General features: G+C 51.9%; 12 protein-coding genes. 7 read left to right on the top strand and 5 right to left on the bottom strand.

Annotated features, from left to right (window positions below; translation table 11 throughout):
• Positions 1-2 precede the first annotated feature (2 nt).
• Positions 3-782, bottom strand: a complete 780-nt coding sequence (locus HP435_RS04735) for an undecaprenyl-diphosphate phosphatase (RefSeq protein WP_063230485.1) — start codon at positions 780-782, stop codon at positions 3-5.
• Between the two features lie 202 nt (positions 783-984).
• Here HP435_RS04735 and HP435_RS04740 point away from each other — a divergent pair, with 202 nt between their 5' ends.
• Positions 985-1902, top strand: coding sequence for a CvfB family protein (locus tag HP435_RS04740; protein ID WP_122966227.1), 918 nt, complete (start codon positions 985-987; stop codon positions 1900-1902).
• A 436-nt stretch (positions 1903-2338) separates the two neighbouring features.
• Positions 2339-3394 (top strand): tetraprenyl-beta-curcumene synthase family protein, encoded by a 1056-nt coding sequence (locus tag HP435_RS04745; protein WP_173598661.1) that lies wholly within the window; start codon positions 2339-2341, stop codon positions 3392-3394.
• An 11-nt stretch (positions 3395-3405) separates the two neighbouring features.
• Here the strand turns inward: HP435_RS04745 and HP435_RS04750 are convergent, their stop codons facing one another.
• A complete protein-coding gene (locus HP435_RS04750) occupies positions 3406-3579 on the bottom strand; it encodes a DUF5325 family protein (protein WP_005830013.1) in 174 nt (57 codons plus the stop codon).
• A 118-nt stretch (positions 3580-3697) separates the two neighbouring features.
• Between HP435_RS04750 and HP435_RS04755 the strand changes: the two genes are divergently transcribed.
• Positions 3698-4318: a PilZ domain-containing protein gene (locus HP435_RS04755; RefSeq protein WP_063230480.1), complete on the top strand. Its 621-nt coding sequence runs from the start codon at positions 3698-3700 to the stop codon at positions 4316-4318.
• A 259-nt stretch (positions 4319-4577) separates the two neighbouring features.
• On the top strand, positions 4578-4817 hold the full coding sequence (locus tag HP435_RS04760) for an AEC family transporter (RefSeq protein WP_173598660.1): 240 nt from the start codon (positions 4578-4580) through the stop codon (positions 4815-4817).
• Between the two features lie 54 nt (positions 4818-4871).
• On the opposite strand, the gene HP435_RS04765 is transcribed toward HP435_RS04760, so the two are convergent.
• From HP435_RS04765 to HP435_RS04775, 3 genes are read right to left on the bottom strand one after another with little or no spacing between them, the layout of a single operon-like run.
• Positions 4872-6122, bottom strand: coding sequence for an MFS transporter (locus HP435_RS04765; RefSeq protein ID WP_122966224.1), 1251 nt, complete (start codon positions 6120-6122; stop codon positions 4872-4874).
• Between the two features lie 59 nt (positions 6123-6181).
• Complete coding sequence (locus HP435_RS04770) at positions 6182-7327, bottom strand: winged helix-turn-helix domain-containing protein (protein ID WP_173598659.1); 1146 nt, start codon at positions 7325-7327, stop codon at positions 6182-6184.
• Positions 7318-9054, bottom strand: coding sequence for a sigma-54 interaction domain-containing protein (locus HP435_RS04775; protein ID WP_173598658.1), 1737 nt, complete (start codon positions 9052-9054; stop codon positions 7318-7320). The genes HP435_RS04770 and HP435_RS04775 overlap by 10 nt, the downstream gene beginning before the upstream one ends.
• Positions 9055-9305: 251 nt before the next feature.
• On the opposite strand from HP435_RS04775, the gene HP435_RS04780 reads away from it, so the two are divergent.
• From HP435_RS04780 to brnQ, 3 genes are all read left to right on the top strand, one after another.
• A complete protein-coding gene (locus HP435_RS04780) occupies positions 9306-10226 on the top strand; it encodes a proline dehydrogenase family protein (RefSeq protein WP_063230470.1) in 921 nt (306 codons plus the stop codon).
• 100 nt (positions 10227-10326) lie between these two features.
• On the top strand, positions 10327-11256 hold the full coding sequence (locus tag HP435_RS04785; protein ID WP_122966221.1) for a DNA-3-methyladenine glycosylase family protein: 930 nt from the start codon (positions 10327-10329) through the stop codon (positions 11254-11256).
• Positions 11257-11373: 117 nt separating this feature from the next.
• The gene (gene brnQ, locus HP435_RS04790) at positions 11374-12729 is read left to right on the top strand and encodes a branched-chain amino acid transport system II carrier protein (RefSeq protein WP_173597113.1); all 1356 of its coding nucleotides are present in this window, start codon (positions 11374-11376) and stop codon (positions 12727-12729) included.
• Positions 12730-12735 lie beyond the last annotated feature (6 nt).

Here is a 12735-nt window from a genome sequence, read left to right on the forward strand (position 1 = left end):
CTTCACCAGCCGAGATATTGCATCGCCAAAATCAGTGCCCCCAGTACCCAGACGTAAACGGCAAAGCCTTTCATCGAGCCTGTGCTGATGATTTTCAGCATCCAGCGAATGGCGACGTACCCGGCTAGTCCGGCGCAGATTGTTCCGACGAGCATCGGGATCAGGAGGGCGGTATGGAGTGGCGCCGCCGCCAGCTTGGCTGTTTGCAGCACACATGCCCCGAGGATGGCTGGCAAGGAAATCAAAAAGGAAAAGCGGGCAGCGTCAGCCCGATCAATCCCGCGCATGAGCGCTCCGGCTATCGTCAGTCCGGAACGGGAGATGGCGGGAAGAATCGCCGCTCCTTGCAGAGTGCCGATGATCAAGGCATCCGCATAGCTGATGTCGTCAAACTTTCGCTGACCGCGCCGCATGGACTCTACAGCCCAAAGAATCGCCCCTGTCGCGAGAAACTCCCAGCCGATGGTGATTCCGCTGCGGGAAATTTCTTCAAAATAGTCCTCGAACAACAGGCCAATCGCCGCAGTCGGGATCGTTCCGACCACGAGCAGCTTGGTCAGCTTGGACAACGGGTTCAAGACGATATAGCGGATTTGCGGCCAAAACACGATGACGACAGCGATCAGCGTGCCGAAATGGAGCATCGTGTCAAAAAGCAGCCCGACCTCCTGCATGCCAAACAGCTTTCGGAACAAGACGAGGTGGCCTGTGCTGGAGATCGGCAAAAATTCAGTCAAGCCTTGAACAATCCCGAGAAAAATATGTTCAAGAAGTACGAGCATGGATAGCGGTCACTCCTGTCTGTTGGCAAAATGAAACCGGGGTACAAGCCGGGTCTTACTGTCATATGTATGTTCGCGAAGACGAGACTTGCCTTTTTTTAGGCGGAAGCTTTGTTCTCGCGAGAAAAAAGTAGTGGTATTTTCCTGGCCGGGATGGGTATAGTTAGTGTGCATATAGGAAGAGAGTGAGGAAGAAAGAAGCATGTACAAAAAGACAAAACGCGAGCCGCAGAAGGTTGCTACTGCTGCTACTGGCAATTTGCAGGCGGGCATGACACTGGAAATGAAGGTGGCGCGAAAGACCGAGATCGGCTATTTCCTTCGCGCGGGCGACGACGAAGTTTTCCTGCACGAAAAGGAAGCGCACGAACGGTTGCATTTGGACGATGAGGTGGAAGTGTTTTTGTACCACGACCACGAGAATCGATTGGCCGCGACGATGGATATGCCGTATGTCGGCATGGGCGAGTATGGCTGGCTGGAAGTTGTGGACATTTCCCCGCGCATGGGAGTTTTCCTCGATAACGGGATCAAAAAAGATTTGCTTCTGTTCGTCGACGACCTGCCCAAGCTGAGCGATGAGTGGCCGCGCCCGCGGGATCAGATTCTCGTTACGTTGAAACAGGACAAGCTCGGACGTCTGCTTGCCAAGCCTGTGACAGAAAATGAAGTAACCAAAATTGCCGCCATGGCAGGAGCAGAGATGCTGAACAAGCAGGTGGAAGGTACGGTCTACAAAGTCATAGCGGCAGGCGCGTTTTTGCTGACGGAGGACGAGCATATTTTGTTCATTCACCGCGATGAGATGGTTGGCCGACTCCGTTTGGGCCAGACTGTGACCAGCCGCATCAGTTATGTGCGCGAAGACGGCAGGCTGAACGGTTCCATGAAGGAACGCAAAGAAGTGCAGTACGGCGAAGATGCCGACAAGCTGCTGCGCTATTTGATCAATCGGGACGGAGCCATGCCTTATACAGACAGTACCGAACCGGACATCATCCGCGAAAAGTTCCAGATGAGCAAATCCAGCTTCAAACGTGCGCTTGGCAAGCTCATGAAAGAGCGCCGGGTGGAACAAGTAGACGGGTGGACGAAAATCGTTCGTCACGAGGAAGATTAATAAAGCAAACCCTCTCAGGTGCGCACACTGCTTCAAGCCGAAGCCAAGCGCCAGAGAGGGTTTTTTGTTATTGTGGCGAGAGAATGGAAAGAATTGTAACACTTGACTAAAAAAACTGCAAATTCCCATTGAAAAATATAGTAAAATAGGAAAGGCAACGTAGGTGAGTGGAAGAGTAGGCAGGCGGATTGCCTGACGCAATTGTCTATCTATTTAGAAAAAGAGGGTCGCTCAAAGCGCTGTGCTTTTGTGCGTTAAGCTGCTGCATTGTCAGTTCGCGCTGTCATGCTTCCTCCGTTTGCTTTCAGACAAAAAAAGTTCATCCATTCCCTTCATAGAAAAGCAAAAAGAAGACGAGGATATGGCAAGGGTGACTTTTGGAGTGAGGATGCAAATGTGGTAAGATATTTCTATTGTTGTTTGGGGAGGGAAGCATGTGAGCGAACTACGCAATCCATGGCAGTTACTATACCGGGTCTATCGTCACGTTCAACCTGTTCTGGAGCGGGAGTTTGCGGCTTGGTACCGAAAAGCGCAGGCCATTCCGAATCCTGAGCTGGGAAAACAGGCGCAAGACAGCATGAACTCCAAAAAGTTTCACTGTCAGGGTGGATGTGTGTACGCCGCACAGGTCATTCCTTACGTGGAGACGATTGTGCCGTTGATCGTAGCTTATCAGACGATCAGCGACTACTTGGACAATTTGTGTGATCGAAGCACGTCACTAGACCCCGAGGACTTTCGTCAGCTGCATTATTCCATGCAGGATGCATTGACGCCTGGCGCGCCTCTGCGGGACTACTATTTATATCGGGAAGACAAGAATGATGGCGGCTTTTTGGCGGACTTGGTGCAAACCTGTCAACGATATGCGGCCAAACTGCCTGCTTACAGCAAAATTCAATCCAAGGTACTGACCTTCTCCTGTCTGTACAGCGATTTGCAGGTGCACAAACATATCGCGCAGCATTTGCGTGAGAAGGCGTTGCTCGATTGGTGGGACGATCACAAGGAACGCTTCAGCTATTTGCAATGGCAAGAATTTGCGGCGGTCACTGGCTCGACGATCGGGATTTTCGCTTTGTTTTGCCTGGCGACAGATGAAAAGGTAAACGAGGAAACAATCGAGGCGGTCAGCGAAGCGTATTTTCCTTGGCTCTGCGGATTACATATTTTGCTTGATTACTTGATCGATCTGGAAGAAGACAGACTGGGCGGAGATTTGAATTTTGTCAGCTATTACGAATCCGAGCGGGTAGCGACGGAGCGCTTGCAGTTTTTCATAAAACAAGCAAAGGCAAGCGTTAAACGCTTGCCAAATCCTGCATTTCACCGTATGATCGTGGACGGGTTGGTCGCATTTTATCTGGCAGATCGCAAAGTAAACCGCAGCCAGCCACACATATATACCATCGCTAGACAGCTGCTGAAACAGGCAAAAGGACTGCCTTCTGTCCTGTTTTACGTGAACAGCCTGCTTGTACGGCGATAACGGAGAAGAGGTTAGCGCATATGCTTGCGCTTGTACGAAAAGCCAAATCCCATCAATGAGAAGGCAACAACGATACAACCAAGGATACCGAGGGGGCTTTTTTCCCCGATGGAAATGCCAACTCCGATGAGACAGGCGGTTACGCAAAATGCCAAAGCCAGTGTTACCATTTGATAACGATTCATCGGTTTGTAACCTCCTATCTGTCAATGTTCCCATTATACCTTATTTTCCGCGAAAAGCATCCAGGGAAAGATTCCGGAAAACCTAGTAAATTTTTGTACGAAGTGGTGGAGAACGTAGATGGAAAGCATTATACAAATTAGAAAAGGGAATCAATTGGTGGAAGGCCACGTGACATACGAAGAAGGAGATTTAATCGAAGCGGTCTTCCCCCAACACTTGGATGTGACGGTCGGTGATCAGATTCCATGTCTGTTGACCGCTGATTATGAAACCATCAGCAACTTTGAAGCAGTCGTCGTGGCGCGGGACAAAAATCGGCTGTTTTTGTTCCATTCGCCAACGGCCAGCGAGTTTCGCGAGCAACGCAGGCGCTATCCCCGCTTCGATATGGAAGTGAAGGGCTGGATTCAATATCCGACCCAAGAGCCGGATTCGTTTTTTTCCGTATACAGCCAAATGGTGTATTTGGTGAACCTGAGCCTGGGCGGACTGGCATTTCGGGCGGACAAACCTGTTCCCGTCGAGCAGGCGCTTGTCTTTTCCTTTGAGTTGTACGGGCGCAACAGACCGGATGGGGTCGTAATCTCCGAGTTGCAAATTATTCATGAGCGGATTGAAGCGCCGCATTATTTTTACGGCTGCACGATCAAAGGGATCAACGCGCGACATTTCCACAATTTGCGCAAATACATTTTGCACAGGCAGATTGAGGAGCGCCGAAAAGTGAAAATCGAATAACTCATTTCGTGAATTGGTCAGCGGGACCAATTTTTTTTTGCAATTGACAACGGCTTTCCATTCGTTACTACCTCATTCCGATCCCTGATCTTTCAGTCATTTGTTCACTCGGAAGTGTCAGTGCAATCGCTGGCTGTCATTGTTCTGCATTTTTTCATGACGACGCTGCTCGTATACGGGCTGTTGAGGCTGGTGGCCGGACGACTGGGCTGGCGGGATGACATGCTAAAATGGAATGTGCTCGCTGCTACTTTGGCGAATGTCGGTTACTTCGGTTTGGCTGGTCTTGTCTGTCCTGATCGCCTGGCCGCTCGCCATGTGGATGAGCGAGAATCCAGTAGAGAGAGCGGTGATGATCCTGATATTCGGGATGCCGACCTCTTTGAACCTGTTGTTGCTGGCAAAGGATCAACGGCAAGATACGAACGGGTTTGCGATGATTATTTTGCTGACGACGGTCATTAGTCCGTTTACGCCGGGACATGGCTGTTTCCGGTAAAAAAGAACGGCCCGGGCTGCCAGCGAAAGCTAGACGGTCAGGGCCTAAACGAAGTTATCCCGCTTGTCGAGAAGAGGCAGGAGAAGAATTTGCTGCCCGATTTCCCCAAATCCAGCGTTGCAGCACAATGGCAATTCCCCCGACAGCTGCGACGAGCAAGCCTATCCATAAAAAGCTTTTCGCCGGACCGAGCCAGGTCATCAAACCGCCGCCCATGAGCGGTGCGACGATAAATGTCACGCTGGAAAGCGAATCAATAATGCCCCGTACGCGTCCGAGCGCGTGTATGGGCGTTTCTTTTTGAATGAGGTAGTTCAGCCCTACGGAAGTCAACCCTGTCCCGATGCCGGCGAGCAACGAAGCCAGCAGCAGCCAGTAGATGGCCGACCCTGGCTGGAAGAGGCCGATCCAGGAAAAGCAGATGCCAATCAGCAGAACGCCGCCGCCAAGCACCCAGCCGTACGAGCGAATCTGGCCCCGCCGATGCAGCCATGTGATCGTCAAAAGCGCACCGAGTCCGATGACACTGACCGAGTAGCCGACGATCTCCGGACGATTCGGCACCTTTTCGCGGAAGATGACAGGAAGCTGCGCGTCTGCCAATTGAATCGCCATCATGGCGAGCAGCGAAAAAAGCGCGCTTACGAGCAAGACCCGATTTTGCAAAAAGACAGCCCAGCCTTCCTGCCAGGCGACGCGAAGCGAAACGGCTTTTTCTCCCGAGTCCGAGGCGGATTTGGGAAGGCGTCTCTCCACATTGCGAATCGTCAGCATGAGCAAGGTAGAGACGACATAGCTGGCGGCGTTGATCATGAGACAAATCGCGGGTGTCAGGATTGCGGCGATCGTCCCGCCGATCAACGGCCCGATCAGCTTGGCGGTTTGATAAATGCCTCCGTTCAAGGAAGCTGCCCGCAGCAGATGTTCAGGAGAAACAATTTGCCGCGTCAATGTCTGGTGGGCAGGATCGTTGAAGACGGAAGCGCAGGAGCGCAGGGCGATGACGAGCAGAAACGACAGCGGGTCAGGCATGGCGAGCAAAAGCAAGGTGAGGCTGGCCTGAACCATGTTGGCCGTCATGATCATCCGGACTTTGTGCACCCGATCAGCCAGCACTCCAGCAAATTGTCCGAGCACAATACCGGGAGCAGCATACGCAATCGGCAAGAGAGCCATCGTCATCGGATCGGCCTCCCAGACGTAGCCCAAAAAAATGGCGACAGCAATAAAATCGAACCAGTCTCCCAGCGTGGAAAGACCGTACGCAGTAAGCAGTGTCCGAAACGCCTTGTTTTTCTGTAACAAAAAAATCCCTCCATCGCATCGTGCTGATTTGATGATAAAAGGGATTTGTCAGAGGATTATCAAAAGCGGACGGACAGTTTGTGGATGATCGACTTTTTCAACTGCTCGAATTGGTATTGCGAGGATAAATCGTCCCACATTTTCTGATAGCGGCTCTCCCATTTGGCATCGCAGGGGAAGCGGCGGAAAAACAGCAGAATGTTGTGTACGGCGTAAATCAGGTGCGGGACAAATTGGGTGGACCGGATGACTTCGATACCTTCATCGACCAGCCGCCTCGCTTGAGCTGTCTCTTGACGGTGATATTGGCAGAAGCCTTGCAGCACTTTGAAGCTGCCCAGCTCCCGTTGCATCGGAACCTTTTGCAAAATGACAGAAGCTCTCGCCAGCTTGCTCTCGGCTATCTCAACTGAATCGGACAAAAGCTCCAGCCACGCTTCCTCAGCCAACAAAAAAAGCGTGAAGCTTTCCGAATCCATTTGTTCCACGATTTTTCGCGCGCGGACCGCCTGCTCTCTGGCAAGCTGTTCTTCACCCGCCTGGATGTAGAGGGCGACGGCGTTGATTTGTATTTCGTCGCGAAATATTTCCGGCATCTCCGCTTGTCTTTTCACTACCTCCTGAAACACATGGATCGTTTTGCGCCGATCCATTTCCGTCATGTGGTAGAGGTGAAACAAATAAAACAGCTTTTCGCTCATCGGTGAATCCGTATCCTCGATAAACCAGGCAAAATCCCCGACGACAAAGCGGATGTACATGGCGTAAAAAGGGTCCAGCTGAAATCCGAGAATTTCTTGATTGGCTGCGAGAGTCTGTAGGGCTGCGCCCATCCCCATTCCATGGTAGGTGGACAGCATTTGCCGGATGTGATCGGAAAAATTTTCGTTCAAAGCATGGAGCTGGGGCGGCGGCTGATGCTGCTTCCATGTCAGGCGGTAGCCTACCCCTCGCACTGTGTCGATGGTGAATAGATGGGACCATTTTTGCAGCTTTTTGCGCAGCCGATAAATGTGGTCGTCAATCGTCCGGTCTGTCGGATTTTCCAGCGGCCATACGGCGTCGAGCAAATTTTCCCGGCTGAAGGTCCGGTTTTTCCAGCTGTACATGTATTTCAGCAAGGTGTATTCTTTTGGCAAAAGAACAACGCTTTCCCCGCCGTAACGAACTGCAAGCTGGTCATCCTGCCATGAGATCAATTCCATCTGAACGACTCCTCATCAAGACCGTATTTCTTCATCTTATTGTAAAGGGTGCCCCGTGAGATGCCGAGCAGCTCGGCTGCCGCCTTTTTGTTTCCGTACGTGCGTTCCAGAGCCGCGATCACGCGCTCTTTTTCCGTCTGTCCGGGGGGATGATGCATCGCCAACGGATTTGCCGGGACGTGCACAGGACGCGTTGCTGCCGGGGCGCTGTACGTACTGTTTATGGACGCAAAAGCAGCGGGAGGAATCTCTTCATGCTGGGAGCGAATCGCGCTTGGCAAATGCTCCGGGGAGATGACGCCGTTTTCTTGCAGGATCGACAGACGTTCAATGACATTCCGCAACTGCCGAATATTGCCTGGCCAGCTATAGTCGAACAAAGCCTGCATCACCTCTGACGCGATGCGCGGCACGGCTTGCTCATGCACGACAGAATACTCGTGGATGAAGATTTGGACAAGCTCCGGCAAATCTTCGCGTCTGGCGCGCAGCGGGGGAATTTCCAGCGAAAAGACGTTGAGCCGATAATACAAGTCTTCGCGAAAACGGCCGTCTGACACCATCTGTTCCAGTTGGCGGTTGGTTGCTGCTACGATGCGGGTGTTGACGGTGATCGGCTCGGTTCCCCCTACGCGGTAAAATTGCCGCTCTTGCAGGGCGCGGAGCAGCTTGACTTGCAGCTCCAGCGGAAGCTCCCCGATTTCGTCGAGGAAAAGCGTGCCGCCATGGGCCAGCTCCAGCTTGCCTGGCTTGCCTTTTTTCTCCGCTCCGGTAAAAGCGCCCCCCTGGTAGCCGAACAGCTCGCTTTCAAACAGCGCTGCCGGAATCGCTCCGCAGTTGATGGCGACAAAAGGCTTCTCCCGCCGTCTGCTGGCTTGGTGAATCGCTTTGGCAAACAGCTCTTTGCCCACGCCGCTTTCGCCGTAAATCAGCACGGTGGCGTCGGTTTGGGCGACCTTTTTCGCAGAGCTGATGGCGGCCTGAATGGAAGCGGAATGCCCTTTAATCACGTAAAAAGGATCATCCGCCGCCTGAAATCGGCTCATTTCCTGCTGCAAGTTGTGCAGGTGGGCGGTCGTGTGCGCCAGCTCCTCATTCAGCCGGACAAGCTCGGTAATATCCTGTTCAATTGAGATCGCCCCGATGATCTGCCCATCCTGGCGAATCGGTGCGGCATTGATCAGGACGTGGCTGTCCGGGCGAGGAATATGGTACACCCGTTGAACAGACGTGCCCTGGCGCAAGGCGTCCAAAAGGCGGATGGACTCGCTGGCAAAGTGCTCGTCAAGCGAGGTGCCAAGCACTTGATCCCGGTCGATCTCGTAAATGGTTTCAGCGGCCCGGTTCCAATACTGGACGATATTGTTGGAGTCGACGATCGTAATGGCTTCGCTCATCGTGTCCATCAAGGTGCTGAGCAGGACAGACTGGTTTTGCGTCAAATTGACAAAGGCGGCCAGCAATTGATTCGGCAAAACAATGCCTGTTGCCCGTCGTTCCCTATCGACCGTGACCAATGTGGGCGTGGGAGTAGTGGCGAGTGCCAGGCGGATATGTTCCAGACACTGGGCAAGCGTCGCGGTCGCGGGAACACAAATCACCGCTACATCACGCTCGCCGTCGCGCCATACACCCTCCTTTTCGCCTTCGCGTATTTTAATATCAAGAGGATTGACTGGAATTGCCAAGTCCGAGACAACACTATCCAGTGAGAATAGAGGTTTCAAATCGTCACTTCCTATCCACACTAACAGGTAAAAGGGACTGGTCATCTGCTTAGCCCTTACCCGTCAGTAATTGTAACTAATCAGAAGTGTACAAGAATAGACACGAAATGTACATATGTGTTGAAGTGTATGTACAGCAGTCGTGCTCCATCATGATTGGCAAAGTCAAGATATCACGGAACCAGGCTGTGTTGGCACGGTTTATGCTAGTACAAATGATGCAGAGTACGTTGAGGAGGAGACAGTCAACGATGGAACAAGCTATGAAGGATTTTTTCTTATTCTTATCCAAAAATAAAGCGATGAATGCGGCTGCGAAAAAATGGGGTCTGCGCTTCGGGGCCAGCCGTTTTGTATCCGGTGTCACGATTGCAGAAGCAATCGCTGCTGTACGCAAGTTGAACCAGCAAGGTCTTGTTTGCACACTCGACCACTTGGGTGAATTTGTTTTCAGCCTGGAAGAAGCAAACGAGTCAGCTGACTACTGCATCAAAACATTGGAAGCGATTCACCAATCCGGTGTCGATTGCAACCTGTCGCTGAAAATGACTTCGCTCGGTCTGGATATCAGCCGCGAGCTGTGCATGACAAACATGAGACGCATCCTCGATGCAGCGAAGAAAAACGGCAACTTGTTCGTGCGGATCGACATGGAAGATTACGCACACAACCATGTGACGATGGAAATCCTGAATGAGCTGCTGGAAGAATACGACAATGTCGGAACGGTTATTCAAGCTTACCTGTACAAGGCTTCCGATGATATCGACAGCCTGAAAGACAAAAAGGTGAACTTCCGTCTGGTAAAAGGCGCTTACAAAGAGTCCGCGGAAGTCGCTTACCCGAACAAGCCGGATGTAGATGAGAACTACAAAAAAATCATCAAGCAACACCTGCTGAATGGCGGATATGCTGCCGTAGCCACACACGACGACAACATTATCGCTTATGTCAAACAACTGGAAAAAGAATACAACATTCCGCGTACACAGTTTGAGTTCCAAATGCTGTACGGTATCCGCACGCAATCCCAGATCGACCTGGCTCGCGAAGGCTACAAAATGCGCGTATACGTGCCATACGGAAATGACTGGTACGGCTACTTCATGCGTCGTCTGGCAGAAAGCCCGGCAAACGTGAAGTTCGTGCTCAAAGGAATGTTCTCGAAGTAAACCGCATACAACGCGTGAACCACACCCCTGGAGCTTTTCAGGGGTGTTTTGTGTTAGGATGAAGCCAAGAATCTGCCTTTGAGTGAAAGGGGTTATTTTCGTGCACGCATTCCAGATCCCGCTTATGCCTCCGTACTCCTTCGAACGACTTTTTCAACGGCTGCAAACTCATCCTGATCCCCAACTGGAAGTACAAGCAGAAAACAATCTGCTCAGGCGCGTTTTTCGGGTCGGGTCACGCCCGGTTTTGACCAGCTTGCAATTTGTGGGAAGTATCGATCAGCCAGTCTTGCAGGTCGGGACGACTTCGGCTTTGTCAGCAGAGGAACGAGACGAGCTGGTGCGCACGATCCGTCACGTTTTTTGCGCTGACCTCGACCTTTTGCCGATTTATGAACAAATGCAGGAAGAAGCTGAACTGGCTGTTCTTGTCAAACGGTTTCGCGGCCTGCGCTTGATGCACGACTCCGATCTGTTCCAGTCGATGGTCAAAACGATTATCGGTCAACAAATCAATCTGACCTTCGCGGCGAATTTGACGCAACGGTTGCTGGCATTGGCAGGCGATGAGGTCGTGGACGAGCGCGGGGTGAAGTTTCTCGCTTTTCCTACCGCGGAAGCAGTCGCCAGGCTCGCTGTGGAAGATTTGCGTCCCTTGCAGTTCAGCCAGCGCAAAGCGGAGTATATCATCGACTACGCGCGTGCGATTGTCGATGGAACCGTGGAGCTGGAGCGGCTGTGGGCGATGGAAGACGAGGAAGTTGTGGCTCATCTGACTGCCTTGCGCGGAATTGGCCGCTGGACAGTGGAGTGTCTCTTGATGTTCGGAATGGGCCGTCCCAATTTGCTGCCCGCCGCCGATATCGGACTGCGCAACGGGATTTCGCTTGTATATAAACTAGATACAAAGCCGGATGAGAAAGAAATTCGCCGCATGGGAGAACGCTGGGAACCGTGGCGAAGCATATATTCTCTATACATTTGGGAAGCGGTAGGCGCCGTCAAGCGCAAAGAGGTCTGGGAGGAATAATTGTCACCTTTGACGAAAAATTCTTTACTTTTCAACAAATTACAGTTGATAAATGAAGAAAAATTAAGTTATACTAATAAAAATTTTATAAAAACCAACAATATGGTGGGGAGTAACATGAGAGATTTAACAAAGAGAGAAACCATTACTGTAGGACTTATGCTGTTTGCTTTGTTTTTTGGAGCCGGAAACATGATTTTCCCGCCAGCGCTTGGACAGGCAGCGGGTGAAAATGTATGGATTGCCATGCTCGGCTTTATTGTGACCGGGGTGGGCTTGCCGCTCCTCGGGGTGATCGCCGTAGGATTGGGCGGCGGCAATCTGCAAGCGTTGGCAGGGAGAGTTCATCCTCTGTTTGCAACCGTCTTTACGTTTATTGTGTATTTGTCGATCGGGCCATTCATGGCCATCCCGCGAACAGGTACGGTTACTTACGAAATGGGCGTTCTGCCGTTTTTGTCTGAATCGGCAAAAGGAAGCCCGCTTCCGCTGCTTGTGACCACGATTGTTTATTTTGCGATCACGTTTTGGCTGGCATTGAATCCGAGCAAGCTTGTAGACCGAATTGGGAAAGTTCTGACTCCTGCTTTGCTGATCATTATTGGCATCATGTTTTTCAAATCGCTCCTTCAACCGATGGGCGAGGTAGGAGTGGCGACGGGAGATTACCAGCATACCGCCTTTTTCAAAGGGTTTGTCGAAGGTTATCTTACGCTGGATGCGTTGGCCGCGATGGTATTCGGTATCGTCGTCACTGCTGCGGTAAGGGAAAAGGGCATCACTGACCCGAAAAAGCTGACATGGTCGACGATCAAGGCGGCTGTCATTGCAGCGATCGGCTTGGGGCTTGTCTACCTAGCGCTGGGATACATGGGGGCGACCAGCTATTCATTGGGACAGTCCGATAATGGCGGACAAATTTTGACGGGCGCTGTCCAGCATCTGTTTGGTCCGCTCGGCAATCTGTTGCTCGGCGGCGCGGTATCACTCGCTTGCCTGACGACTTCTGTCGGGCTGGTGACGGCATGCAGCCGCTTTTTCTCCCAGCATATCCCGGGTGTTTCCTACAAGACAATGGCAATCATTTTGAGTGTGTTCAGCGCGGCTGTTGCTAATGTAGGGCTGACGCAGCTGATCGCGATATCCGTTCCGGTACTCATGGCGATTTATCCGCTGGCGATTGTCTTGATGCTCGTATCGTTTTTCCACAAATCATTCAAAGGCTACGCCGCTGTTTACCAGGGGGCGATTATTGCCACAACGGTGGTCAGTTTGTTGGATGGATTTGCGCAGGCTGGCATCAAGATCGCGGCGCTCGCGCCGATTTTGGAGCATTTGCCGCTGCACAAGGAAGGGATCGGCTGGCTGCTTCCTGCCATCGCCGGAGGGCTGATCGGCTATCTATGGGGCAGCTTGCGTCCCGGTCGCAAAGACGGACAAAAAGTGTTGGAGCAAAAACTGGGCAAGGTGTAGGCTTTG

Source organism: Brevibacillus sp. HD3.3A, from assembly GCF_013284375.2.
Lineage (GTDB): Bacteria > Bacillota > Bacilli > Brevibacillales > Brevibacillaceae > Brevibacillus > Brevibacillus parabrevis.

Bases quoted from the DNA above. Each gene is read 5' to 3' on its own strand.
- HP435_RS04735 (WP_063230485.1), bottom strand. From the start codon at position 782: ATGCTCGTACTTCTTGAACATATTTTTCTCGGGATTGTTCAAGGCTTG.
- HP435_RS04740 (WP_122966227.1), top strand. From the start codon at position 985: ATGTACAAAAAGACAAAACGCGAGCCGCAGAAGGTTGCTACTGCTGCT.
- HP435_RS04750 (WP_005830013.1), bottom strand. From the start codon at position 3,579: ATGAATCGTTATCAAATGGTAACACTGGCTTTGGCATTTTGCGTAACC.
- HP435_RS04755 (WP_063230480.1), top strand. From the start codon at position 3,698: ATGGAAAGCATTATACAAATTAGAAAAGGGAATCAATTGGTGGAAGGC.
- HP435_RS04760 (WP_173598660.1), top strand. From the start codon at position 4,578: ATGTCGGTTACTTCGGTTTGGCTGGTCTTGTCTGTCCTGATCGCCTGG.
- HP435_RS04770 (WP_173598659.1), bottom strand. From the start codon at position 7,327: ATGGAATTGATCTCATGGCAGGATGACCAGCTTGCAGTTCGTTACGGC.
- HP435_RS04780 (WP_063230470.1), top strand. From the start codon at position 9,306: ATGGAACAAGCTATGAAGGATTTTTTCTTATTCTTATCCAAAAATAAA.
- brnQ (WP_173597113.1), top strand. From the start codon at position 11,374: ATGAGAGATTTAACAAAGAGAGAAACCATTACTGTAGGACTTATGCTG.